The sequence below is a fragment of the Nocardia panacis genome, from assembly GCF_003598715.1.
Taxonomy (GTDB): domain Bacteria; phylum Actinomycetota; class Actinomycetes; order Mycobacteriales; family Mycobacteriaceae; genus Nocardia; species Nocardia panacis.
Map to the genome: position 1 here is coordinate 377,737 of NZ_QZFU01000041.1, position 23,783 is coordinate 401,519.

12 protein-coding genes are annotated in these 23,783 nt (G+C 68.3%); 3 read left to right on the top strand and 9 right to left on the bottom strand.

Annotated features, from left to right (window positions below):
- Nucleotides 1–360: 360 nt before the first annotated feature.
- Genes D5S18_RS29855 through D5S18_RS29880 form a run of 6 tightly spaced genes read right to left on the bottom strand, consistent with a single transcriptional unit; the run spans nucleotide 361 to nucleotide 15,276 of the window.
- Nucleotides 361–1,095: a thioesterase II family protein gene (locus tag D5S18_RS29855; RefSeq protein ID WP_120044427.1), complete on the bottom strand. Its 735-nt coding sequence runs from the start codon at nucleotides 1,093–1,095 to the stop codon at nucleotides 361–363.
- Nucleotides 1,092–2,255, bottom strand: coding sequence for an acyl-CoA dehydrogenase family protein (locus tag D5S18_RS29860; RefSeq protein WP_120044428.1), 1,164 nt, complete (start codon nucleotides 2,253–2,255; stop codon nucleotides 1,092–1,094). The genes D5S18_RS29855 and D5S18_RS29860 overlap by 4 nt, the downstream gene beginning before the upstream one ends.
- Nucleotides 2,252–5,404 (bottom strand): non-ribosomal peptide synthetase, encoded by a 3,153-nt coding sequence (locus tag D5S18_RS29865; RefSeq protein ID WP_120044429.1) that lies wholly within the window; start codon nucleotides 5,402–5,404, stop codon nucleotides 2,252–2,254. Before D5S18_RS29865 ends, D5S18_RS29860 begins: the two co-directional genes overlap by 4 nt.
- Before the next feature lie 4 nt (nucleotides 5,405–5,408).
- Complete coding sequence (locus D5S18_RS29870) at nucleotides 5,409–12,806, bottom strand: non-ribosomal peptide synthetase/type I polyketide synthase (RefSeq protein ID WP_120044430.1); 7,398 nt, start codon at nucleotides 12,804–12,806, stop codon at nucleotides 5,409–5,411.
- Nucleotides 12,803–13,990 (bottom strand): FAD-dependent oxidoreductase, encoded by a 1,188-nt coding sequence (locus D5S18_RS29875; protein ID WP_120044541.1) that lies wholly within the window; start codon nucleotides 13,988–13,990, stop codon nucleotides 12,803–12,805. Before D5S18_RS29875 ends, D5S18_RS29870 begins: the two co-directional genes overlap by 4 nt.
- A gap of 44 nt (nucleotides 13,991–14,034) precedes the next feature.
- Nucleotides 14,035–15,276: a DegT/DnrJ/EryC1/StrS family aminotransferase gene (locus D5S18_RS29880; protein ID WP_120044431.1), complete on the bottom strand. Its 1,242-nt coding sequence runs from the start codon at nucleotides 15,274–15,276 to the stop codon at nucleotides 14,035–14,037.
- A gap of 195 nt (nucleotides 15,277–15,471) precedes the next feature.
- Here D5S18_RS29880 and D5S18_RS29885 point away from each other — a divergent pair, with 195 nt between their 5' ends.
- Together D5S18_RS29885 and D5S18_RS29890 are read left to right on the top strand one after the other, a co-directional pair.
- Complete coding sequence (locus tag D5S18_RS29885; RefSeq protein ID WP_120044432.1) at nucleotides 15,472–15,696, top strand: phosphopantetheine-binding protein; 225 nt, start codon at nucleotides 15,472–15,474, stop codon at nucleotides 15,694–15,696.
- Nucleotides 15,697–15,775: 79 nt separating this feature from the next.
- Entirely contained in the window at nucleotides 15,776–17,389 is a 1,614-nt protein-coding gene (locus D5S18_RS29890; protein ID WP_120044433.1) for a (2,3-dihydroxybenzoyl)adenylate synthase, read from the top strand.
- A 70-nt stretch (nucleotides 17,390–17,459) separates the two neighbouring features.
- Here the strand turns inward: D5S18_RS29890 and D5S18_RS29895 are convergent, their stop codons facing one another.
- A complete protein-coding gene (locus D5S18_RS29895) occupies nucleotides 17,460–18,836 on the bottom strand; it encodes an aldehyde dehydrogenase family protein (protein WP_120044434.1) in 1,377 nt (458 codons plus the stop codon).
- Nucleotide 18,837: 1 nt separating this feature from the next.
- Nucleotides 18,838–19,947, bottom strand: a complete 1,110-nt coding sequence (locus D5S18_RS29900; protein WP_120044435.1) for a phenylacetate--CoA ligase family protein — start codon at nucleotides 19,945–19,947, stop codon at nucleotides 18,838–18,840.
- A 231-nt stretch (nucleotides 19,948–20,178) separates the two neighbouring features.
- Here D5S18_RS29900 and D5S18_RS29905 point away from each other — a divergent pair, with 231 nt between their 5' ends.
- Nucleotides 20,179–23,310 (top strand): LuxR family transcriptional regulator, encoded by a 3,132-nt coding sequence (locus D5S18_RS29905; RefSeq protein ID WP_120044436.1) that lies wholly within the window; start codon nucleotides 20,179–20,181, stop codon nucleotides 23,308–23,310.
- Here the strand turns inward: D5S18_RS29905 and D5S18_RS29910 are convergent.
- Complete coding sequence (locus tag D5S18_RS29910) at nucleotides 23,225–23,773, bottom strand: MerR family transcriptional regulator (protein ID WP_120044437.1); 549 nt, start codon at nucleotides 23,771–23,773, stop codon at nucleotides 23,225–23,227. The genes D5S18_RS29905 and D5S18_RS29910 overlap by 86 nt on opposite strands.
- Between the last annotated feature and the right edge of the window lie 10 nt (nucleotides 23,774–23,783).

The window sequence follows — 23,783 nt, forward strand, 5'->3', positions numbered from 1 at the left end:
CAACTCGGTCGGAGTCGAGGATCGAGACGACCGACCGCGGCGGGTTCGCAAGGTGCCGATACGAGTCCGATGGAACTCGGGCATCATCGGTTGACTCCTCGCGGTATGTAAACCAGGTCAGCCGAACCGATCTCGCGCTACCCGTATCCGCGCCGATCATATCCGCTGTCCCGAGCGGTATTCCCGGCCGAGAGAATATGTGAGTCGGTCGATGCCGCAATGCGCGAGCAATCAATCAATCAATTCCTATCTCATACGCACCGGCGGCGAGTCGACAACGTCAGCCCTGTCGCCGTCCTCGCGGCGAGCGGAGTTGCGATATTCCTCGGAATCTGCCACACGGGGCGGCTCATTCGACTCTCAAGGTGTATGCGCCGGGGCGAAGGCTGCGAGTGCTTCGGAGATGAGGGTGAGTGGGGGTTCGGGGTGGTCGAAGAGGTAGAAGTGGTCGCCGGGGAATTCGGTGATTCGGCAATTTGCTGAGGTGTGTTGGGTCCAGGCTTCGAGTTCGCTGCGGTGGACGTCGGGGTCCTCGGTGGCGCCGAGGACGGTGAGGGGGCAGGGGAGGGGTGGGCGCGGGCGGTGGCGGTAGGTTTCGGAGATCTTGAAGTCGGCGCGCATGGTGGGGAGCAGCATGCGCAGGAAGTTCGGGTTCTCGAGCAGAACCTGCGGGGTGCCGTTGAGTTCGGCGAGCCTGGCGATGAATTCGCGGTCGGGTAGGTGATGGATGGATTGTTCGCGCAGGGGCAGGTGTGGGGCGCGGTGCCCGGAGATGAACAGGTGCGCGGGGGTGCGTCGATGTGCGGCCTCGTAGGCGAGGACCGCGCCGAGACTGTGACCGAACAGGGCGAACGGGAGGGTGGTGGAGATGGCCGCGTGGATCTGGTCCAGGGCCGCTTCGAGGGTGTCGACCGGCGGGTGCGGCAGCCGTTCACCGCGGCCGGGCAGCTGGATCGGGCACACCTCGATATGGTCGGGTAGCAGTACCGACCACGGCGCGAACGCCCTTGCGTCGCCGCCCGCGTGCGCCAGACAGTACAGCCGCACGGTGGCGCGCCCCGGTCTGCTGATCGGCCGCCGCACCCGCCCGGTCATCTCGGCTCCTCCGGCAGCGCGCGGGCGATGCTGCGCAGCAGGATATTCGAGGTGCCTTCGTAGATCTTGCCCGCCTTGGCGTCCCGGAACAGCCGCTCGGCCGGGTATTCGCGGGTGAAACCATTGCCGCCCAACACTTCCACCGCGCGCGAGGCGGCCCGTTCGGCGACCTGCGAGGCGAAGTATTTGGCCATCGCGGACAGCCGCAGCCGCTCGGCCAGTGAGGTGCCTTCGGCGACGATCCGGGTGACGTCGTAGAGCAGCGCCCTTGCCGCCTCGACTTCGGTGGCGATATCGGCGAGGGTGAACTGCACGCCCTGGAATTCGCCGATGGATTTGCCGAACTGTTTGCGGGTCCGGCTGTAGGCGAGCGCGCAATCCAATGCGCCCCGGGCCAATCCGACCTGTTGCGCGGCGATGCCGACCCGGCCGATGTCGAGGGCCGCGACGGCTACGGTTTCGCCGTGGCCGAGTCCGCCGAGGCAGTGCCGTGCCCGCACCTCGACATTGTCGAGGATCAGGTCGGCTGTGGACGCGGCGCGCACCCCGAGCTGTTCGGTGCGTGGTTCGATCGCGAGTCCAGGTGTGGTGCGTTCGACGAGGAAGGCCGATGGCCCGTGCTCGTCCGCCCGGGCGAACACCAGGTACACATCGGCGTTGGCGGCATTGCTGGTCCAGCGTTTGCGTCCGTTGAGGACGTAGCCGTCGCCCTTCGCGGTGGCGGTGGTGGCGCCCGCGAACGCGTCGCTGCCCGCGTGTTCCTCGGACAGGGCGAACGCGCCGACCCACCGATTGGCCAACAGCGGCAGGTACTTTCGCTTCTGGTCGCCGGTGCCCATCCGCAGCAGGGTGGCGACGATCAGCGCGTTCTGGACGTCGACCCCGACTGCCACGCCGGGATCAATCCTGGCCACCTCCTCGATGGCCACGACGACCCGCATCAGCGAGCCGCCGCCCCCGCCGTAGTGCGCGGGGGCCTCGATGGCCATCAGCCCGGCGGCGAAGAGTTCTTCGCGCAGTGCGGGATCGAGGGTGGCGGTGCGATCCATGGTGTCGGACAGGTGCGCGATCCGGGTGCGGGCGAAGTCGCGGACGTGGGCGCGCCAGCGGTCGTCGTCGGCAGCCGCGGCCGTGACGCGTTCGGTGGCGGTCTGATTCATGCGAGCTCCCGCGAGACGAGTTCGGACAGGGTGCGCAGGGTGGGTGCGGCGAAGAGTTCGCGCAGCGGCAGCGAGACCTCCCAGCGCGACCGGATGACCACCATCAGCCGCATGAGATGGGCGGAGTGCAGGCCGATCTCGGCGAAATCGTCGGCCATGCCGATGCGGTCCGTGCCGACGAGTTCGGCCACCACGCCCGCGAGCGCGCGTTCCAGATCGGTGCTCGGCTCGACGATCTCGGACCGATCGGTGGCGGTGAGGTCGGGTAGCGCCCGCGCGTCGATCTTGCCGCCGACGGTGGTGGGGATCTCCGCGATGCGTCCGAGTGCGGTGGGCACCATGTGGTCGGGCAGTCGCCGGGCGGCGAAGGCGCGCAGGTCGTCCAGGTCGAGCGTGTCGTGTTTGGGGACGACGTAGGCCAGCAGCCGTGCGCCTGCGCCTTGCTGACGGGTGATGGCCACCGCCGAGCGGACGGCGGGATGGGTGCGCAGCACGGATTCGATCTCGCCGAGTTCGACCCGGTAGCCGCGGATCTTGACCTGGGTGTCGGCGCGGCCGACGTAGTGCAGTGCGCCGTCGGGCATCAGGCGGACGAGATCGCCGGTGTGGTACATCCTTTCGTGCGGTTCGGCGGGTTCGGCGCCGAATCTCGCGGCCAGTTCGGGGCGTTGGTGGTAGCCGTGCGCCACCGCCGCTCCGGCGACGCACAGTTCGCCGGGGGCTCCGGGCGGGACGGCGCGGCCCTGGTCGTCGAGGACGTAGGCGCGCTGGTTGGGCAGGGCGGTTCCGATCGGGACCGGGATCTCCTGACGGACCAGATCGGCGGTGACCCGGTGGAAGGTGGAGACCACCGCGGCCTCGGTAACGCCGTAAAGGTTGTACACGCGCGGGTATTCATCGCCGTGGCGGGTGATCCAGTCGCGCAGGACGGGGGTGTAGAGGCGGTCGCCGCCGATGAAGATCAGCCGAAGCGCCTGTGCCGCACCATTCTTCGACTTCGACTTCGGCTTCGTCCCGGCGCCTGCCGCGTCGGCGGCGGCGAAATGTTCGAACAGCGTGGGCGTTTGGCTGCACACGGTGACCTTCTCGGTCCGGACCAGCCGATGGAAGTCCTCGGGGGAGCGCACCGTCCACCTCGGGACGATCACGAGCCGCCCGCCATTGCCCAGCGCGCCCCACATCTCCCACACCGAGTAGTCGAAGGCGAAAGAGTGGCTGAAGGTCCACACGTCCGAGGCGGTGCTGCCGAACTCCGCGCGACCCGCGGCCAACAGGCTGACCACGTTGCGGTGGGTCACCACAACACCTTTGGGTCGCCCGGTGGAACCGGAGGTGTAGAGGACGTACGCCGGATCCTCGGGTCCGATGGCGGGCAGCGCGGGATAGGCGGGCTCGTCCGCGGGGTCCTCGGCCAGGATCACGCCGTCGAAGGCGGGCAGGTGGGCGGCGAGTTCCGGGGAGGTGATGACCGCACCGGGCGCGGCGTCGGCCAGGATATCCGCCAGCCGTTCGGTGGGCTGTTCGGGTTCGAGCGGCACATAGGCCGCGCCCGCCTTGAGCGTGCCGAGCAACGCGGCGATCAGGCGCGTGGACCGGTCCAGGTGCAGGCCGACCCGCCCGCCGGGGCGGATACCGGCCTCGATCAATTGGGCCGCGATGGCGTCGCTCTGCGCGTCGAGTTCGCGGTAGCTGGTGCGCTTGTCACCGTCGACCAGGGCGACCGCGTCCGGGGTCCGGTGCGCGTGCTCGATGAATATGGCGGGCAGCGAACGGTTCTCGACCTCCAGTCCGACACTGCCACTGACCGGCGCGGCCGTCGCGCCGCCGGGGGACAGTTCGCCGAGGGTCAACTCGGGATGTTCGACGAGTTGGGTCAGCACCTCGCGCAATTGATCACAGAAGCGCTGCGCGGCCTCGGCGGAGAAGCGGCCCCGGTCGTAGATGACTCGCAGCGGCATCCCGTCGCCCGGCATGATCACCATGGTGATCGGGTAGTGCGGCCGCCCGTCGTAGCGCATCGATCGCAGCGTCATCCCGGTTTCGGCGAGCGCGAAGTCCGGCATCGGCATGTTCTCGTAGGAGACGCTGCTCTCGAGCAGCGGCACGGTCAGCGGCCGTCCGAGCACCCGCTGCACATCGAACAGCGGCAGTGTGGTGTTCTCCCGCACGGCGGCGATGTGCACCTGCAGATCGCCGAGCCACGACAGCGCGGCCCTGGTCATCTCCAATTTCTCCCGCACCGGCATGGTGGCGATGAGCGGGCCGAGAATGGTTTCGCTGCCGCGCAATTCGGCGGGCCGGTGCGCCATGGTGAATCCGCAGGCCACATCGTTGGTGCCGTAGTAGTGCGCGAGGACCAGCAGCCACGCGCCCTGGACGAGGGTGTTCAGGGTGAGCTGGTTGGTGCGGGCGAGTTCGCGCAGTCCCGGTTCGATCTCGTCGAGCTGCAATTCGACGAAGCCGTGGCTGGGTTCGCCCTCCGGCGCTTTGCTGCCGCCGAGGAACAGCGGTGCGGGCGGCTGGAAGTCCGAGAGCTCCCGCTCCCAGAAATCGCGTCCGCGCACTCCATCCTGCTTGTGCCACCAGGCGGCGTAATCCCGGTAGGGGCGCATGGGATTCCACTTGGGCTCGTGGCCGAGGCAGGTGGCGCGGTAGGCGCCGACGAAATCGGTGACGGCCAGACCGAAGGACCAGCCGTCCATCAGCAGATGCGACAGCCGCCACACGAATTGCCAAGTGCGCGGCGCGGTTTGGATGACGCTGATGCGCATGAGCGGCGCCTTGGTCAGTTCGAAACCCTCGATGCGCTCGCGGTCGAGCCATTTCTGCAGCCTGTCCTGCTGTTCGGTCTCGGAGAGGTCCTGCCAGTCGAGCACTTCCAGTGGCAGTTCGGCCCGTTCGTGCACCACCTGCAGCGGCAGTTCCTCGGCGCGCCAGTGGAAGGAGGTGCGCAGGATGGGATGCCGGTCCACCACCAGTTGCCAGGCGCGCTGGAAGGCGTCGGTGTTCATGGCACCGTCGAAGGTGAGTACGAGCTGCTCGTAGTAGACACCGGCCTCGGGACGCTTGAGCTGTTCGAACAGCAAACCCTGCTGGATGGGCGTGAGCTCGTAGACGTCTTCGATGCCCTTGCTGACGTTGGATCGCACGGCCTTACCTTTCTTCGGTGTCGAGCGTGTCGAGGAATGCGGCCAGCTGTGCCGAATCCAGCCCGGCCAGGGGGAAGTCCGAGGGGTCGTAACTGCCTGCGGCGGTGCGGCGGCAGTGCTCGGTGAGTGTGGCGACGGCAGTGTCGAAGGCGGTGATGACGGCGGTGTCGAAGGTGTCGTCGTGGCGCCAGCGCAGGCGCAGTTCGCCCGCGACCAGCGCGGTCCCGAGTTCGGCGACGGTGCCCGCCGGGACCGATGTGCTTGCCGGGCCGTGGAATTCGGCCATGGTGAGCGGACCTGCGGCGGATTCCCAGTCGTCGTTGACGATTTCGCGCAGGACCAGTCGCCGCGTGCCGGGTTCGGGTGCGGCGGTGCGGCGGTAGTCGGTTTTGACGGAGGTCAGCACCTCGGCCGGATCGGCGGGGCCGGTCGGGTCGAGCAGCACCGGTTCGGTGAACTGGCCCGCCGAGTTCTCCACGGCGGCCTCGCGCAGGGTGCGCAGTGTGGCGATCGGCAGTGTCGTGCCGGATTCGCGCAGGGCCAGCACCAGTGCCGCCGCCACGGCCTCCGCGAGGTCGAGATGGTATGCGGAGAACGCGGATTCGGTCAGGTCGGCGACGGTCGCGGCGGATAGCGAGGTGGTCACGATTCGCGTCGGATCGACCGTCTCGGAGCCCGGCTCGACCGGGTCCGGCCCCGTATCGGGTCTGGCCCGTGACCAATCCAGGAAGCAGGTCGGCCGGTCGGTCCAGTCGACCGAATCGTGGTCGGCCAGTTCGCGATAGGCGTGCGCGAAATCGAACAGCAGCACCCGCCACGAGGTGTCGTCGATGGCGGCGGCCGAGCCGAGCCAGACGAGTCGGGCCTGCGCCGTCCCGGTCAGGTAGGCGAGTTTGGCGCCGGCACCCGCACCGAGGTCGATCTCCGCGGCGATCTCGGCGATCAGCGCATCGGCCGCCGCCCGCTGACCCTCGGCGGGTATGCCGCTCAAATCTATTTCGGTGAGCGGATTCTCGGCGGGCGCGTCGAGCAGTCCCGGTGTGCCGTCATCGAGTGCGCCGATCCGCAGTCGTAGCGCGGTATGGCGCGCGGTGACCTCGGCGAGCGCCCGCTCGGCCAGCGCCGGATCGAATCCGTCGCGCACCGCGACGTCGATCCGCCCCACCGCGTTCTCGGCGAGCAGTCGGGCCTGGTGGGTCGTGAGCGGGACGGCGTCGGCCACGGTCTGCGCGCCGCTGCCGAGGCCGCGGGCCAGGTCGAGGAAGGTGTTGCTCTCGAACAGATCCTGCGGTCCGAGCGGCAATCCCTGCGTGTTGGCCTGGCTGACGAACTGGATGCCCATGATGGAGTCGCCGCCGAGTTGGAAGAAGTTGTCGGCCGGGCCGATCTCCGCCACCTTGAGGACCGATCGAGCCAATGTGATGAGCTTGTCGAGGTTTTCGCGGGAACGCTCGTCGACGGCCTCGGCGCCTGCGCGGCCCGCGTGTTCGGGTGCGGGTAGTGCGGCCCGATCCACCTTGCCGTTGGCGCTGAGCGGAAGTTCTTCCAGCACCACGATATCGGCGGGCATGAGATAGCCGGGCAGGGTTTCGGCGAGGTGTTCGCGCAGCGCGGCCACCAGCGCTTCGGTCTCGGTCGGCGCGCCGGGCACCACGTAGGCGACCAGTCGCTGCTGGGTGCGCGGCCCGAGTGCGGCGGCGACGGCCGCGCTCACCGACGGGTGCGCGAGCAGCCCGTGTTCCACCTCGCCGAGTTCGATGCGGAACCCGCCGATCTTGACCTGGAAGTCCTCGCGGCCGAGGAATTCGATGGATCCGTCGGGCAGGTAGCGTCCGAGATCGCCGGTCCGGTAGAGCCTTTCGCCGGTGCGCGGATGGGTGCGGAAGGATTCGGCGGTGCGCTGCTCGTCATTCCAGTAGCAGGCGGCCAGGCCGACACCGCCGATGTAGAGCTGTCCCGCAGTCCACACCGGGCAGGGTTCCATGCGGTCGTTGAGGACGTGGAAGCTCTGGTTGCGCAGCGGACGTCCGTAGGGGATGGAGGTCCAGTCCGCGGGCACCTCGCCGATGGGGTAGTGGATCGACCAGATGGCGGCCTCGGTCGCGCCGCCGAGGCTGATCACCGCGAGATCCTCGGCCAGTGCGCGCGCCCGATCGGGCAGCCGGACCGGGATCCAGTCGCCGCTGAGCAGCGCCAACCGCAGCGGCAGTTCCGCTGCCACGCCCTCCAGGTGCGTCACCAACATATCCAGCAGCGCGGGCACCGAATTCCACACGTTCACTCGATGTTCGGCGATGAGTTCGAGCCAGCGCGCCGGGTCGCGGCGGGCCTGCGTCTCGGGCAGCACCAGCGCTGCGCCCGCGGCGAGAACGCCGAAGATATCGAAGACGGACAGGTCGAAGCTCAGCGAGGACAGTCCGAGCACCCGGTCCTCGGCATTGATGCCGAAGCGCTGCTCGATATCGGCGAGGGTGTTGCGGGCGGCGGTGTGGGTGAGCGCCACACCTTTCGGTGTTCCGGTGGAGCCGGAGGTGTAGATGATGTAGGCGAGATTGTCGGGGGTGGCGGGGGAGCGCCAGCCCGCGATATCGGCGGCGCCCCAGTCGGCGTCCTCGGCGATATCGATGGTGGTCACGCCTGCGGGCCAATCCTGGTCGGCCGCCGCATCGGTGAGGACGCAGTCGACACCGGCGTGTTCGATGAGCCAGGCGCGTCTGCTCTGCGGCAGGTCCGGGTCGATGGGCACGTAGGTGCAGCCCGCCGCGGAGACGCCGACGGCGGCGACGATCTGCCGCCAACCCTTGGCGATACCGATGCCGACCAGTGTCCCGGCACCCAATCCGCGCGCGGCGAGGGTGCGCGCCAGTTCGACCGCGCGCCCGGACAATTCGGCGTGGGTGAGCGTGCGCTCGGCGGTGATGACCGCCGCCCGCCCGCTCAGTTCCGGATGCGCGCCGACGGCGAGGACCGGATCGGCCAGCAGATCGGTGGGCACCGGACCCGCGGTGTCGTTGATCCGCTCGCGGATATCCCGCTGTGCCGCAGGCAGTTCGGGGGCGGGCGGCCGCTGCCAGCCGTCGGGTTCGGCGAGCCCGTTCAGCAGATCCTGGTAGACCTCGAACATCTCGGCCATGAGCCGATCCGGGAACAGGTCGTCCACCGCGTGCCAGGCCAATTCGAGCACGCCGCCGAATTCCAGGACGAAGTGGTCGATGGTGACCTGCGGGGTCTGCGAGATGAATCGGGCCTGCTCGCCGAGCCAGGCGACCGGTGATTCCACCTTGGCCGGATCGGCCTCGGTGGACAGGGCGCTGGTGAATACGACCGGCATCACGCCGCCGGTGGTGTCGCCGCGAACCCGGTTGAGCTCGCGTAGGATTCGCACGCCGCTGACATACCGGTGTTCGAAATCCTCCCAGCTGCGCCGCTGTACCTGCACGACCAGATCGGCGAAGGTCTCGACCGAACGCAGATCCACCTCGAGCAGTTCGAAGGAGGCGAATTCGCCGACGGTCCCGTCGACGTCCTCGTGGAAGGGCAGCCGGTTGACGGCGGTGAAGTTCAGCGTGAAGTGCTGATTCTTGCTCCACCGTCCGACCGCCGCCGCGTAGGCGGCGACCAACACGCTCGAGGGCGTCACCCGGTGCTCGCCGGCGCGTTCCTTGATCTTGGCCCACACCTCGGGCGCCAGATTCGCGTGGCGTCGAACGAATTCGGGACGTTCCCCCGGCGTGAGGGCCGTGGGCAGTTCGGGCGCGGGCGGCAGGTTGCGAACGCGATCCTGCCAGTACACCAAAGACCGTTGGTAGAGCGAGGTCTCGCGCAGCCCTTCCTCGGCGAGCACATAGTCGCGGAAGGAGAGATCGGGTGGGGTCGCCGAAAGCGCTGGGTCATTGTAGAAGTCGCGCCAACTGGGCAGCACCTGGTAGAAGAAGCTCGCGACATCAGCGCACAGCAGGTCGAAGCTGATGTGCACGCGCAGCGCGCCGCTGCGCAATTTGCTGGCCCGGATCTCCCACAGCGGCCAGGTGTCGGCGGGACGCACCTCGACGGCCATCCGCTCGGCGGCCGCGTGCAGCAGCGCCGCCTCCGCGTCGGCGGTGAGGTCGCGCAGGTCGTGCACCTTGATGCGATACGGCGGCACCGAGCCGAGGATGCGTTGGCGGCCGTCGGGCAGCACCACGATGCGCAGCATCTCGTGTCGCTGCACGGTGCGCCGCCATGCACTTTCGAGTTGGTCCAGATCCAGTGTGTCGCTGTCGAATTCGAGGTAGAGGTGCGGGGCGACGCCACCCATGTCGAAGCTGTCGAGCCGACCGATCCACTGCGCCTGCTGCATCTCGGTGAGACCGAACGGCTCGTGCCGCCGCGCGGGATCGGGCACGATCGCGGGCAGGACCTCGACCTCGCCGCCGGGTTCCTGCGCGTCGATCAGTTCGGCCAGGGCCGCGATGGTCGGTCCCGCCAGCAGTTCGGCCGGACTCGCGGTGCGCCCCAGTTCCACTCGCAACTGATTGAGCACCTGGGTGGCCAGCAGCGAATGGCCGCCGAGTTCGAAGAAGTTGTCGTACACGCCGATCGGCTGGAAGCCGAAGAACTTCTCCCACAGTGCGGCGATACTGCGCTCCAGTTCGGTGCGCGGCGCGGTGTAGGTGGTGAGCAACTGTTCGGGCCGGGAGGTGTCGGTATCCTCGGATTCCGGCGGGGCCGGGGTGTCGATGACCAGTTCGGCGCCGGTCACGCCGCGCGGCTCCACCCAGTAGCGCCGGTGCTGGAACGGGTAGGCGGGCAGCGGGATCGGTCCCCGTTTCGGTTGCAGCCGTTGCCAATCCACCTCGACCCCGGCCAGCCACAGCCCGGCGAGCGCGGCCACCAGCGTCTCCTGATCCGGGCGCGCGCCGTCGGGGCGGCGCATGGTCCCGAGAATCGTGGCTCCGGCCGACGGCGGCACCGACTGGCGGGCCAGTGTGCCGAGGGTGTTGCCCGGACCGACTTCGATCAGTACGCAGCGACCGAGTTGGGCCGCGAGTTCGACCGCCGCGCCGAACCGGACCGGTTTGCGCATGTGGGTGCCCCAGTAGGTGGGGTCCGCGGCCTGCTCCGGTGTGATCCAGGCGCCGGTGACTGTCGAGGCGATGGGCGCGATAGCGGCGCGCAGTGCCGTGCCGCGCACCTCGTCGGTGAAGGGGTCGACGATCGGATCGATCATGCCGGAGTGGAAGGCGTGCGAGGTGTGCAGGCGGTGGGTCGCGATGTCGGCCGCCGCCAGCCGTTCGGCCAGCGCGGCGATATCCTCGTGCGGACCGGAAACCACGCACAGCGACGGCGAATTGATCGCGGCGATCGACAATTCGGCCGACAGCAGCGGCTCGATTCGCTCCTGCGGCGCGCCTACCGACAGCATGGATCCAGAGGGCAGATCGCGCATCATCCGGCCGCGCGTGGCGACCAGGCGCAGTACGTCCTCGAGTTCGATGACCCCGGCCAGGCAGGCGGCGACGAATTCGCCGAGACTGTGCCCGACCATCGCGTCGGGGATGATCCCCCAGCTTTCGAGTTGCCGGGCCAGCGCGTATTCGGTGACGAACAGCGCGGGCTGCGCGAAGGCCGTATTCTCCAGCCGCGCGGCCAGTTCCGCCGCATCCCCGTCGGCGTAGACGACCTCGCGCAGATCCGCGCCGAGCAGCGGCTCGAGTATCCTCGCGCAGGTGTCCACGGCGGCGCGGTAGACCGGTTCGGTCTCATACAGGCCGCGACCCATGCCGGGATACTGCGTGCCCTGCCCGGGAAACAGGAATACCACCTTCGGCGGGCTCGCGGGCGCGGCGGCACTGGCTACCCGCGCCGGATCCGACCCGCCGAGCAGCGCGGCGGCCTCGTCGAGACCCTCGGCCACCAGCGCCCGCCGGAAGGGCAGCGCACCCCGACCGAGCTGGGTCGTCGAGGCGATATCGGCGAGCTCGGTGCCCGCGTCGGCCTCGGCCAGGTGCCGCGCCAGATCCTGCGTCGCCTGATCGAGGGCCCGCGGCGATTTCGCGGAGAGCACCACGACCTGCGGTGCGCGCTCGGGTGCGGCGGCGCGGCGGGCCGCCGGGGCCTCCTCGAGGATGACATGCGCATTGGTCCCGCCAATTCCGAAGGAGCTCACACCGATTCGGCGCGGATGGGTGCCGTTGCGCCAATCGGAGAGCTCGGTATTGACGAAGAATGGGGTGGAGTCGAAGTCGATGCGCGGATTCGGGCTGCGGAAATGCAGGTTCGGCGCCAACTGCCGGTGCCGCAATTGCAGGACGGCCTTGATCAGGCTCGCCACACCCGCCGCCGATTCCAGATGTCCGATATTGCCCTTCACCGAGCTGACCGCGCAGAACCCCAACTTGTCGGTGTACTCGCCGAAGGCGCGGGTCAGCGCGGTGATCTCGATCGGATCGCCCACCGGTGTCGCGGTGCCGTGCGCTTCGAGCGCGGTGATGGTCGAGGCATCTATTCCGCTGGCGCGCAACGCGTTCGAGATCAGCCGTTCCTGTCCGGCGACGCTGGGCGCGGTGTAGCCGACCTTGTCGGAGCCGTCATTGTTGACCGCGGTGGCGCGCAGCACGGCCAGCACATTGTCGCCGTCGGCAAGGGCGTCGGCGAGTCGGCGCAGCACCACCACACCGACGCCGTTGCCGAAGACGGTGCCTTTGGCGTCGGCGTCGAAGGGCCTGCAGTGCCCGTCGGGCGAGTAGATCAGCCCCTCTTCGTAGAGGTAGCCGACCCGGTGCGGAACCCGCACGCAGACACCGCCCGCGATGGCGGTCCCGCATTCGCCCGCCAGCAGCGCGCGACTGGCCTGATGCACCGCGACGAGCGAACTCGAACACGCCGTCTGCACCGAGACCGCCGGTCCGCGCAGACCGAGCAGGAAGGCGGTGCGGCTGGCCAAATAGTCCTTGTCATTGTGGATCTGGAGTTCGAACACCGCAGGACTCATGACGATCCGACTGCCGCCCAACAGGTTCGACATCAGGTAGGCGGGCATGTTCGCACCGGCGAACACGCCGACATCGGTATCGGTGCCGGGTCCGCGACCGGCGTCCTCCAGCGCGTGCCACGCCGTCTCCAGGAACAGCCGCTGCTGCGGATCGAGCAGGGCCGCCTCGCGCGCGCTGATCTTGAAGAAGGGTGCGTCGAACTGGTCGATATCGTCGAGAAGCGGTGCGGCCCTTACATAATTGGGGCGGCCGATGATCTCGCTCGCCACCCCTTCGGCCATGATCTCCTGATCGGAGAGCGCGGTGATCGACTCGACGCCGTCGCGCAGATTGCGCCAATAGGTCGCGAGGTCCGGTGCGCCGGGAAACCGCCCGGCCATCCCGACCACGGCAATGGCGGCGGCGGAGGTGTCGTTCAAGCGAGTCACTGTTCTACCTCCATACTGATGGCCGGTCCGAGCCGGCTGATGTCATGTGCGGTGCGGCCCTGCAGCGCGAGGTCCACGCAGATCTCGCCGAGCAGCGGCACGAATTTGAAGCCCCATCCGGAGCTGTAGACGACCAGGTGCTCACCGTGCGGCACCAGATCGCGCATCAGTCCCAGATAGAACTGACGCTCGGGATCCGCGGGCAGTGCCGCGAGACAGGTGGAGGTTTGCACCGGTGCGGGATCCAGGCCGGGCATATGGTTGCCGACCCAGGAGGAGAGCCGCTCGACATGGCGCGGATCCGGTGTGCCCGTGGCGGATTCGGCATCGGGCAGCGGATTCACCTCGAAGACCGGACCCAAGCGGACCAGATCGCTCGGCGACCAAGGGTTGCGGCCGAATCCGTAGAAGAGGTTGGTGTCCTCCTCGGTCGGCTGCTGGAAGACGAACCAGAACGGGAAGTCGATATCGGCCTGCTGTCGGCGCAGCGAGACCAGGGCCATCTCGTAGAGCCGGATATCGAGGCTCGCGCCGAGCGGACCGAGCAGGTCGTTGACCCCGGCGCCGTTGGCCAGCACCACTTTCGCGGCGCGGTAGGTGGTGCGGTCGGTGTGGATCGTCACCCCGTCGGCGTCGGGGAATATGCCGAGCGCGCGTTCGCCCGCGTGCAGCGCGCACCCGTGCTGCTGGGCCAACCCATACAGCGCGGCGAGGGTGCCGCGCACATCGATCACACCGCCGTCGGGTTGCAGGAATCCCGCGTAATGCGAAGGGAGATCGGCGAATCCGTAGCGCCGCTCGATCTCTTTGGCCGTCATCGCCTCGTAGGGCAGATCGAGCCGGTCCATCACCCGCATGGTCTCGCAGATCTGCCCCTCATTGGTCTGGACCTCGGTATCGCCGAACCAGAGGCTGCCGATGTGGTGGATGAGGGTGCGCTCGACCCGGCTCTCCAGCGACCGCCACAGCGGCACCGCCTCCAGCGTCAACCGGGACAGGTCCTCCTGGGTGTACTGGACCCGCCAGTGCCGCTCCGCGCCGCTGGTGCCGCAGCGCTCATTGAAGAACCCGTACCGGTCCATGACCAGGGTGCGCTGTCCTCGGGCGGCGGCCTGCCAGCCACAGGACAGCCCGACCGGTCCGCCACCGACGACAATGAGGTCGAATGAAGTGGTATCTGACATGCTGCGCCGTTCTGTGTCGTATTTCATTCCGTCGAAGTCGTATTTCATACCGTCGAATTGCGCGACGCGGCCTCGGTGAGCACATCGTGGAGCGCGTCGAGTATGCGGCCGAACTGTTCCTCGGAAAGGCTCGGCTGACAAGGGACATTGATCTGCTGGTCGAACCACATGCGTTCGGCCGTCGGACATTCGCCGACCCGATGTCCGCGCGCCCGCCACTCCGGCAGCAGATGCAGCGGGAAATAACGCAGCTGCAATTGGACGCCGTGCTGGGCCAGCCGCTCGACGATCCAATTGCGATTCGCGCCCGATTCCGGATCGACGAAGAACGTGTACAGGTGATAGGCGTTCGCCACGCCCTCCGGTTCGACCACGCGTCGCACGAACGGGAACTGATCCAGCACCGCATCGATGCGCGCCGCATTCTCGCGCCGCCGCTTGACCAGCCGATCGAGCCGACTCAGTTGCGCGATGCCGAATGCGGCATTCGGTTCGGCGAGGGTCGCATTGGTGCCCGCGTGCCGCAGCGTCACGCAGTTGTGCGTATAGGAATTGCCGACGTACACCATCCAGGACGGTGCGCCGTCCAATTCGCCGATGCGGTGCGCGGCGCGGGCGAAGTCGGCGTCGGAATCATTGGACCGCATACGATCCAGCCGCTCCAGCCAGGTGTCCTCGTCGAAGGTCACCATGCCGCCCTCGCCGAGGGTGGTGATGTTCTTGCTGGAATGGAAGCTGAAGCAGCCGATATCGGCGAGCGAACCGGGACGCCGGTCGAAATAGTCGCTGCCGAGGGCGTGCGCGCAATCCTCCAGCACCAGAATGCCCCTGGCCCGCGCCAGCCGCATGATCCGGTCCATCTCGGCGGGCAGACCGCCGTAGTGCACGATGATGATCGCCTTGGTGCGCGCGGTGATCAGTGCCTCGATACTCGCCGGATCCGCGTTGAGCGTATTCGGGTCGATATCGCAGAAACGCACCGAGACCCGCAGATCCAGCAGCGGCTGCACCGTCGCCTTGAAAGTCTGCGGGGTGGCGATCACCTCGTCGCCGGGTTGCAGTCCGAGCAGGTTGATCGCCAGTGCCAGCGCCACGGTGCCACTGGTGACAGACAGCGCGTGCCTGCTGCCGACCATCTCGCGGAACTGCTTTTCGAAGGACTCGCGATACGCGCCACCGGACAGGGTGAGGTTCGAGTTGAGTACTTCGCTGAGTGCGTCCAGTTCCGCCGCGCCGAAAATGCTGCCGCGCTGGGGATAGGGGACCAGATAGTTTCTTTGTGACATCGGGCCGCAAACTCTCTGTAGTTCCTCCAGATGCTTCGCCTCGGCCGAACCGATCGCTCTATCAATGGTGCTTGTCGGCGGTCGGGCGAGATATTGACCAAAGGATGTTGGCGGTTGTAGGACTGGAGAACCGCAGGGGGGTTTAGCACCAGCGGTGTAGTGAATCGGCACCGAATACCGGGCTACCGTCATTTCATGGGCGAACTGTGCGAAATTCTGTTGAAAATAGGTGTCGAGAAAAGCGAGCTCGCCGCGGAGCGCAGGCTGCGGTCGGATCTGGCGCTCGACTCCACCGAAACGGTCGAGCTGGAAGGGGAGCTGCGCCGTCGATTCGGGGTCGAGGTCGACCTCTGGGACAAACACGACTACACCATCGGTGAACTCGCCGCGCGCATCGACGCCGCGCGGGCGCGGGCCTGAGGCGTGCCTCCGCCTTCGCTCCGGCCATGCGCAGGTCTACGGACGGCTTCGCCGACAGCAACAATTGGGAGGAAATGCCATGCCGGTCAACAGGATCGACGAGGCCCGCGCCCGTCGCTATCGTGCCGAAGGTCTGTGGGGCAGCGAGCGGGTCGATCAAATCGTGCTCGGATCCGGTCGGGAGGACGCGCTCGCGATCACGGCGGGAGGGCGGCGGCTGACCAGGGGTGAACTGGCCGCCGCCGTGCATGGTGCGGCGAAGCGGTTGTCCGCGTCGGGGATTCGGCGCGGGGATATGGTCGTCGTGCAGTTGCCCAACGATCTGGAACTGGTGGTGTTGACGCTGGCGCTGTCGAGTATCGGCGCACCGCCGATACTCACCCCGATCATGCTGCGCGAACGCGAACTCGACCACATCGTGCGGGTTACCCAGCCGGTGGCCATCGCGGTGCCGGGGCGGTGGAATCGCTTCGACCACTTGGCCCTGGCCCGTCGGTTGCGCACCGCGCATCCCTGCGTGCGGACGCTGCTGTCGTTCGATTCCGACGACGCGATCGATCTGCGGACCCTGTGCTCGGCCGAGGACACCCTGCCGGATCCGGAGCAGGCGCGGTTGAGCGATCCCGCGCTGTGCCTGCTGTCCAATGGCACCACCGGCACGCCGAAGGTGATTCCCCGCTTGCAGGAGGCGTACGGCTACCAGTTGCGCGCTACGCCGAAAGTTGCCGGAGTAGACCAGGATTCGGTGTACTTGGCGGTCATGCCCGCCACCCACGGCTTCGTTCTGGGCTGTCCGGGCATCCTCGGCACCCTCGGCGCGGGCGGGCGGGTGGTGCTCGGAGTTTCGACCGAACCGGAGGTCGTCTTCGAGTTGATCGAGCGGGAGCGGGTCACCCACTGCACACTCGTGCCCGCGCTCGCCGAGCGGTGGGCCGAGGCGGGCCTGGACACCGAGCGCGACCTGTCGAGTCTGCGGGTCCTCCAGGTCGGCGGGGCGCGGCCGCGGCGCGGCCAGATCGAGCGGGTGCCCGAGGCATTGGGCTGTGTCATCCAGCAGTGCTACGGCATGAGCGAAGGACTGCTCAACTACACCGGACTCGACGATCCCGACGATATCGTTTACGAGACCCAGGGCAGGCCCGCGTCTCCCGCCGACGAGATCCTGATCGTCGACGACGACGGCGCCCCGGTCGCGCCCGGCGCGGTCGGGGAACTGCTGACCCGAGGCCCCTACACCGTCGCGGGCTACTACGCGGATCCGGAAGCCACCGCCCGCGCCTTCACCCCGGACGGCTTCTACCGCACCGGCGACCTGGCCCGGCTGCATCCCTCGGGATCGCTGATCGTCGAGGGCCGCTCCCGCGACGTGATCAACCGCGGCGGGGAGAAGATCCCGGCCACCGAATTGGAACTGCTTGCCGCGGAACATCCTTCGGTGGCCGCGGCGGCGGTCATCGGTGTGCCCGACGACCGGTTCGGCGAGGTGGTGCGCCTGTACCTGGTCTGCCGAAACGGTGCGGTCACACCGGAACTGCCGGAGATCCGGCGGTTCCTGCAGGACCGGGGGCTGGCCAGGTTCAAGCTGCCCGAGCAGTTGGCGGTCGTGGAAACGCTGCCGTATTCGGGGATCGGCAAGGTGGACAAGAAGGCGCTGCGGGCGAGCTCGAAGGCCGAAGTGTCGCCTCGCGATTGACCACCGCGCGGACAAACGCGGGCGGGCCGGGCGGATATCGCCCGGCCCGCCCGTCGCGCCTGCCCCGTGCTCAGCCGACAATGACCGCCTTGCTGTGCATGAGGAATTCGCCCAGGTAGCCCTCGTGCGGCAGATCGGGGCGGTTCCAGGTTGTCGGGTGGTCGCCGACGAAGACCTTGCTGATCGTCGGGTCGGCGATCAGCGTCGCGATCAGGTCGCGATCCTCGGTGACGGCATTGAGCGATAACGTATCCCGCAGCGGCGCGACGCCGTCGGCGGGTGACCACGGCGCCACCCAGACACACGGGAAGCCCAGTTCGATGCGGGTCTGCGGCGCGTCGGCCCGATCGAGCAGGAAGACGGCGGGCCGCAGGACCGCAGAGCCGTCGCCCAGGTCGTGCACGATGGTGTCGCCGTGCAGTGCCCGCGCGGCACCGGCTTTCGCGCGCAGATACTCATCGATCCGCTTGGCCGCCGCGAGATCGGTGACCGGCAGGCAGGCGCGTTCGTCGCCCGGCGGGAGCGAGGGCAGTGCGGCGAACCGCCGCGCCAATTCCCGCGCCACCGACTCCGGATCGCCGTCGACGAAGACGGCCGTGGCATTGATGCATCCAGTACCCGCCTGGCCCGCAACCGATTCCGCGATGGTGTCGAGATTCGGTCGAACGCCCGCGGTGAGCAGGATCTTCGAGCGGCCCGGTCCCTGCGGTAGCACCAGTGTGTCCGAACCGTACTTGCGCACCACCTGATCCCCGCCGAAGGCGATGGCCACATCGGCCTCGGCGATCAACTGGTCGGCCGTCGGATGATCGGTGGGCAGCAGCATCACCTGGTCGTTGGCGAAACCCGCCTGGCGCAGCGCGGCCACCAGCCGGTGCGGGGTGAACGGTTCGCGCCGCGACGGGCGCACCGCCACCCGGTAGCCGAGGGCCAGCGCCTCCAACCAGGCCGCGTGCACGGCGGGCGTATTGGCCGGAGCCTGCACGACCAGCACCTCACCGCGCCTGGTCCACACCGCGCACCCGTCGGCGGTGCGCGGATCGCGCCAATCCGCTACCGCGCCGACCGGTCGGGCCTTGTCGGCGCTTTCCATGGCGAGTGCCGCGAACTCGCCGACCGAGCGGGTCGCGGCCCGCACCGCCGTGATCGGCATCCCGGAGACCGCCGCCACGGTCCGATGGAAGACATGCGCGGACATGCCGTCCACGGTGCCGTCGGTGAACAGCCTGCCCGCCTCGGCCAGCAGTTCCCTGCGGCGCTGCGGCGTCGGCGCCTCGCTCAGCCGCAGCGCCTTGATGGCGCGCTGGGCGTAAACCCAAGGTACGAGGCTGAGTTCGGCGATGATCCGACCGGTGACGTCGGTGATCTCCTCGACCCGGCGGCTGCGGAACGCGCCGCCCGCGCCGAGCGCGTCGAGCCTGCGCGGCGGCGCGGACACGGCGGGCATGTCAGTAAACCCCCTCGATCACCTTGACGTCGCCGAAGTTCTGCACCGGGCGCACCTCCGAGATCGAATCGCCCTGATGGCCGAGCCCGTGCGGATGCCGGATCGCGGTATCGCGCTCGAGATTGTTGGGCAGGAACAGATTTCGGGTGATGTGATGCGAGATTGTCTGGCCGCGCTCGCCATAGGGCACCGGCTCGAGAGTTTCCGGATCGACCACCGAGAAGAGGGAGAACGGTGCGGGCGGATCGAAGACGGCGGGCTCTCCGACGGGCAGACCCGCGCGCTCCGGAATACCGCAGAAGATCATGGTGGAGCCGAAGATCCCCACCAGATTCGCCTTGGGGAAGATCTCGGTGCGCAGGACCTGGCGGGTATCGGAATCCATCGACGCGCCGCTCCAGGTGATGGTGCCGACCTTCTGATTGATCAGCTCGACCAGGTCGTCGCGGCGCGAGAGCGCCTCCAGCAGCGGGGGAGTGATGGCCAGCGTGCCGATGTGCTGGCTGCGCAGAATGAACTCGATCTGCGAGATCAGGTGGTCCACATAGTCTTTGAGCGCCTCCACGTTCCCGCGGGCGACACAGCGCTTGGCCCAGCGCGGATCCAGATCGATGGTGAAGAAGATGCCACCGAAGTAGGCCGCCGTGTCGCGGGTCAACTTGCCGACCATATGCGGTCCGGCGGGCACCACCCCGAGCCAGTTGGCCCCGTCCGCCACGCCGTGCTCGCGCAGCCGACCGTGATACCAGGACCACGACTGCTCGAAGACATCCGGATAGGCGAAGACCCGCTTCGGCGCGCCCGTGGTGCCGCCGCTCTCACCGACCACCGGCGGCTCGGTGATGGTTCCGAGCTTCTTGTACCCTACGGGGACCAGGTCCTCGAGCGGCACATCGCGCAACTCGTCGACGATATTCGGGAACTTCGTCAGGTCGGCCACCGTCCGCACATCCCGGCGCGGATCGAAATCCAGCTTTTTGGCCCGCTCCACCCAGTACCGCGAACCCGTCGCCGGATCGAAATGCCACGCAACGGCTTCGCGCACAAAATCGTCGGCATCGGGCGGAGTATCCCACGCAGAATCCAATGCGGATACGCGACGTTCGCTCATCGACTCACTCCTCGACATTCGGGGACGGCACGCGCCGCGGTGCGGGCGGCCCGATTTCAGCATCGCGCCCGCGCCTCTGAAAAACCCTGCGGTGGCACCGAAGTATTGACCGAAGCATCCGGAATTCGCCGAAACAATGCGGGACCGGTTCTACATCCGCCGATTCATCTGCCCGAGACCTTGGTTCAATACCACTGTCGTCGCACGTAATCGGATTGCTACGGTCGTCGCGTGCACCTCGAGTACACGCACGCCACAGGTCCGGCATTCGCGAATTCGCTCGTCGATCGAGCAGCGGAACTAGGGGTGCTCGCGCACCACCTGACGAATATCGCCACAGGGCCGCTGATCCTCGTCGAAGGCGGCGCGGGTACGGGCCGCACCGCCCTGCTCGCCGCCGGGGCGGACGCCGCCCGCGGCCTCGGCCACCAGGTGTTGACGGTCACCGCGAGCCGGTACGAATCGGAGCTGCCCGCGCAGTTGATCCATCGGCTGAGGACCCATGCCGACCCGTCGGCGGCGATCACCGCCCCGCACAGCCTGTTCCGCTGGATCACCGAGCAGGCGCGCCGCACGCCACTGCTGCTCGTGATCGACGACCTGCATTGGTCCGACCGCGAATCGCTGCACTGTCTGGCCTACCTGGTCCGTCGATTGCCCGGCCACCCCGTGGGAGTTCTCGCCTCGCATCTGCCTGCGCACCCCAGCCCCGATCCGGTGCTGCTCACCGAACTGCGGCGGAGCAGTTCCCGAATCGTCCTGCGCCCCTTCAGCGCACGAATGGTCGGTGCGCTGATCGATCCGGGCCGCCACGGTGGTTCGCACGCGGATCGCCTGTGCGACAACGGTGCGGGCCGCTGCGGCAGTGGTGGTCTGTTCGGCATCGAAGGTCGCGGTATCCGTGTCAGTCCGGTGGGAGTCCGCGGCGGCGCATCGAACTTGTCCGCCTGCCTTGCCGAGTGGACGGGCGGCAATCCGTACCTGCTGAATGTCGCGCTTTCCCAGCCGGATTGGTGCGATTGCCCGGCGAAGACGCGGGAGCAGAGCGGGTATGCCGCACGCACGGTCTACAACTGGTTGCGCAGTCGACTGCCACCTGTCGCCGGATGTCTCGAATGTGTCGGGGCGGCGGCGATTCTCGGGTCGAACGCGGAGCCGACGCTCATTGCCGCAGCGGTCGGGATCACGGTGCGCGCGGCCGAGGAGGCGGTGCAGGCGCTCAGTGAGATCGGATTCCTCACCGGCGGTGCGATTGTCGAGTTCGCGCAGCCCATGGTGCGGGCGGCGGTGCTCGCGGCGATCTCGCCCGAGCAGCGGGCGCGGGTGCTGGTGGCCGCCGGTGCGCGACTTGTCGAGATCGGTGCGGCGGACGAGCGGGTGCTCGAACTGCTGCTCGACGGCGAGGTCACCGAGTACGACGATGCGGCGCGGCTGGTTTCAGCGCTGCTCGATCGGATGGTGGCGGCGGCGGCCTCGGTCCTCGCGCGCGTGGAGCTGCTTCGACGGGTGCTGGCTCGGCCTACGGCGCGATCGCTGCGCGCGCACCTGCTCGCGCTGCTCGGTACGGCAGAAACGGATACCGATCCGGCGGCGGCGCAAACCCATCTGGCCGAGGCCGCCCGGCTCGCCACCGATCCGTGGCTGCGGGCACAGCTCGTCTTCCAGCGCGCTTCGGCGCTGCTGCTGCTCGACCGGGGTATCGAAGCCGCCGGGCTGCTCCGCTGTCTCGCGCTGGATTCCGAGGTGGCGCAGTCCGGGCTCCTGGACCGGATCGCGGTTCTCCTCGCCGAACTGGCGATCCGTCACCCGGACCTGCCTGCGGGCGAACCTCCCACCGGAACAGGGGGATCGGCGAAGCGAATAGCGAATCTCCTCGCTGATTCGGGGAGTTCGGGCGGAGGCGACCTATCTTGGCACCAGACCTGGCAACTGCTGTCCCCGGCCGGTCGACTGGGCCTGCCTTTGACCTGGTCGACCTTGTCCACGCTCTCGGAAGCACCCCCGCACCGTCAACTCCCTTACACCACAGCCTGGGTGACCGCTCCTGACCAGGGTCCCCTCCGCAAGGTGCTCGCCCACGCGGCCCACGCCAATGTGCTGCTCGCCCTGGGCCGGATTTCTCGGGCAGCAATCGAAACAGACCGCGCCATAGCACAATTGGCCCAGGTCACCGTGCCGCCCGCCATTGCCGTCGCCGCCTTCGGACCCCTGATCGAAACCCTGCTCGAACGCGACGACCTGCCTGCGGCCAACCGGCTGCTCGCCGAGGCCGACCTGAACGGTCCGCTGCCCACCCGCCCCACCAATGCCGCGCTCCTGCTGGCCCGAGGTCGACTTCGCCACGCCTGTGGCGATCCCGGCGGTGCGCTCGCCGATATCCTCGCCGCCGCCCGATGCGGCCCGCCGATCCCGTGGCGCGCCAATGCGATACCCGTCCTGCTGGAATTGGGCCGTCACGACACCGCTCGCGCCCTCGCCTGCACCGAATTGGCCGCCGCGCGCGCCCTCGCCGGGGTGGACGTGGCAAGCGACCAGGCAATTGCCGAAGTCGACGCCGTCGCCGTCGATTCGGGCGAACGTCCCGCTGTTCTCACCACCGGTGAAGCCGCAGGGACGGGCCGGGGCGACCCGGTGGTCTATGCCGACTCGGCGCCGCCTGTCGCGGTGCGGGAGCATCCGCCGGGCGAACTTCGCGACGCACCCGATCTCCCGGCGGACGAGGTCGCCGATCTGGCGCTCGCCGAGGCGGAACTCGCCCGCACCACAGGCGAATTCACTGCGGCACGCGAAACCGCGGAACAGGCGCTCGGGATCGCGTTGCGGCTGGCAGGGCAGGCGGCGGGACCGTCGGGACTGGGGATGCTGACCGAATCCGTCGCGCTGTCGACCGGCATGGAGACGGCACGGGCGCTGGGGGAGTTGGGCATCGGGCTGGCGCGGGTGGGTCGGGTGGGACAGGCACGCCAGCGGCTGCGGCGGGCACTGGTGCTGGCGGAGGGCGCGGGGGCCGTGCGATTGGGGCGGATCCTGGCACAGCGGCTGCGCGATGCCGGCGGGCGGGTGCCGGGGCGAATTCAGGGGCCGGAGTCGTTGACGGCAAGCGAACGGCGGGTCGCGCGTTTGGCGGCGACGGGGCGGACGAATCGGCAGATCGCCGATGAGCTGTTCGTGACGCGGCGCGCGGTGGAAATGCATCTGACCCAGGCGTATCGGAAGCTGGGTATCGGCGGGCGCGGCGATCTGCGGGAGGTGCTGGGGCGCGACGGCAGGCGCCAGGCTAACCAGCCGCGGAGCGCTTCGAGCGCGGGGCACCCGTCATGGGTTGTAGACGCAGGTGCTGGCCGCGCTGGTAGGTCCCGCTGACGATCTCCTCGACCCGGTCCTGCAGGTGGGCCAGGTAGTAGGGACACTCGGTGAGGGTCGGGTGCGCGCATTCGATGACGTGGCGCAGGAATTGTTTGGCCCGTTCGGCCTGCTCGATGAACCGGTCGAGTTCGGCGAGCCGGGTGGCGGCGGCCTTTTGCGTCTCGTCCTTGGTGTTGGCATCGGAGACGAGTCCGGCGATCTCCTCGACGGTGAATCCGGCCTCGCGCCAGTAGTCTATGGCGGCGAGTTGGTGCACGCCGGTCATGTCGAATATGCGGCGACCACCGAGTCGACCCGCGGAGCGCAGAATTCCGTGGCGTTCGTAGAACCGCAGCGCCGAGGGTTGGATCTTGGTGAGCTCGGCCAGTTCACCGATATCGAATCGTATATCCCTGCTCGGCTCCCGCTCATTCTCCCGGTGTCGGCTTTGTTCGGGATGGGTGTACTCGGTAGCGCTCATCGAGTTACAG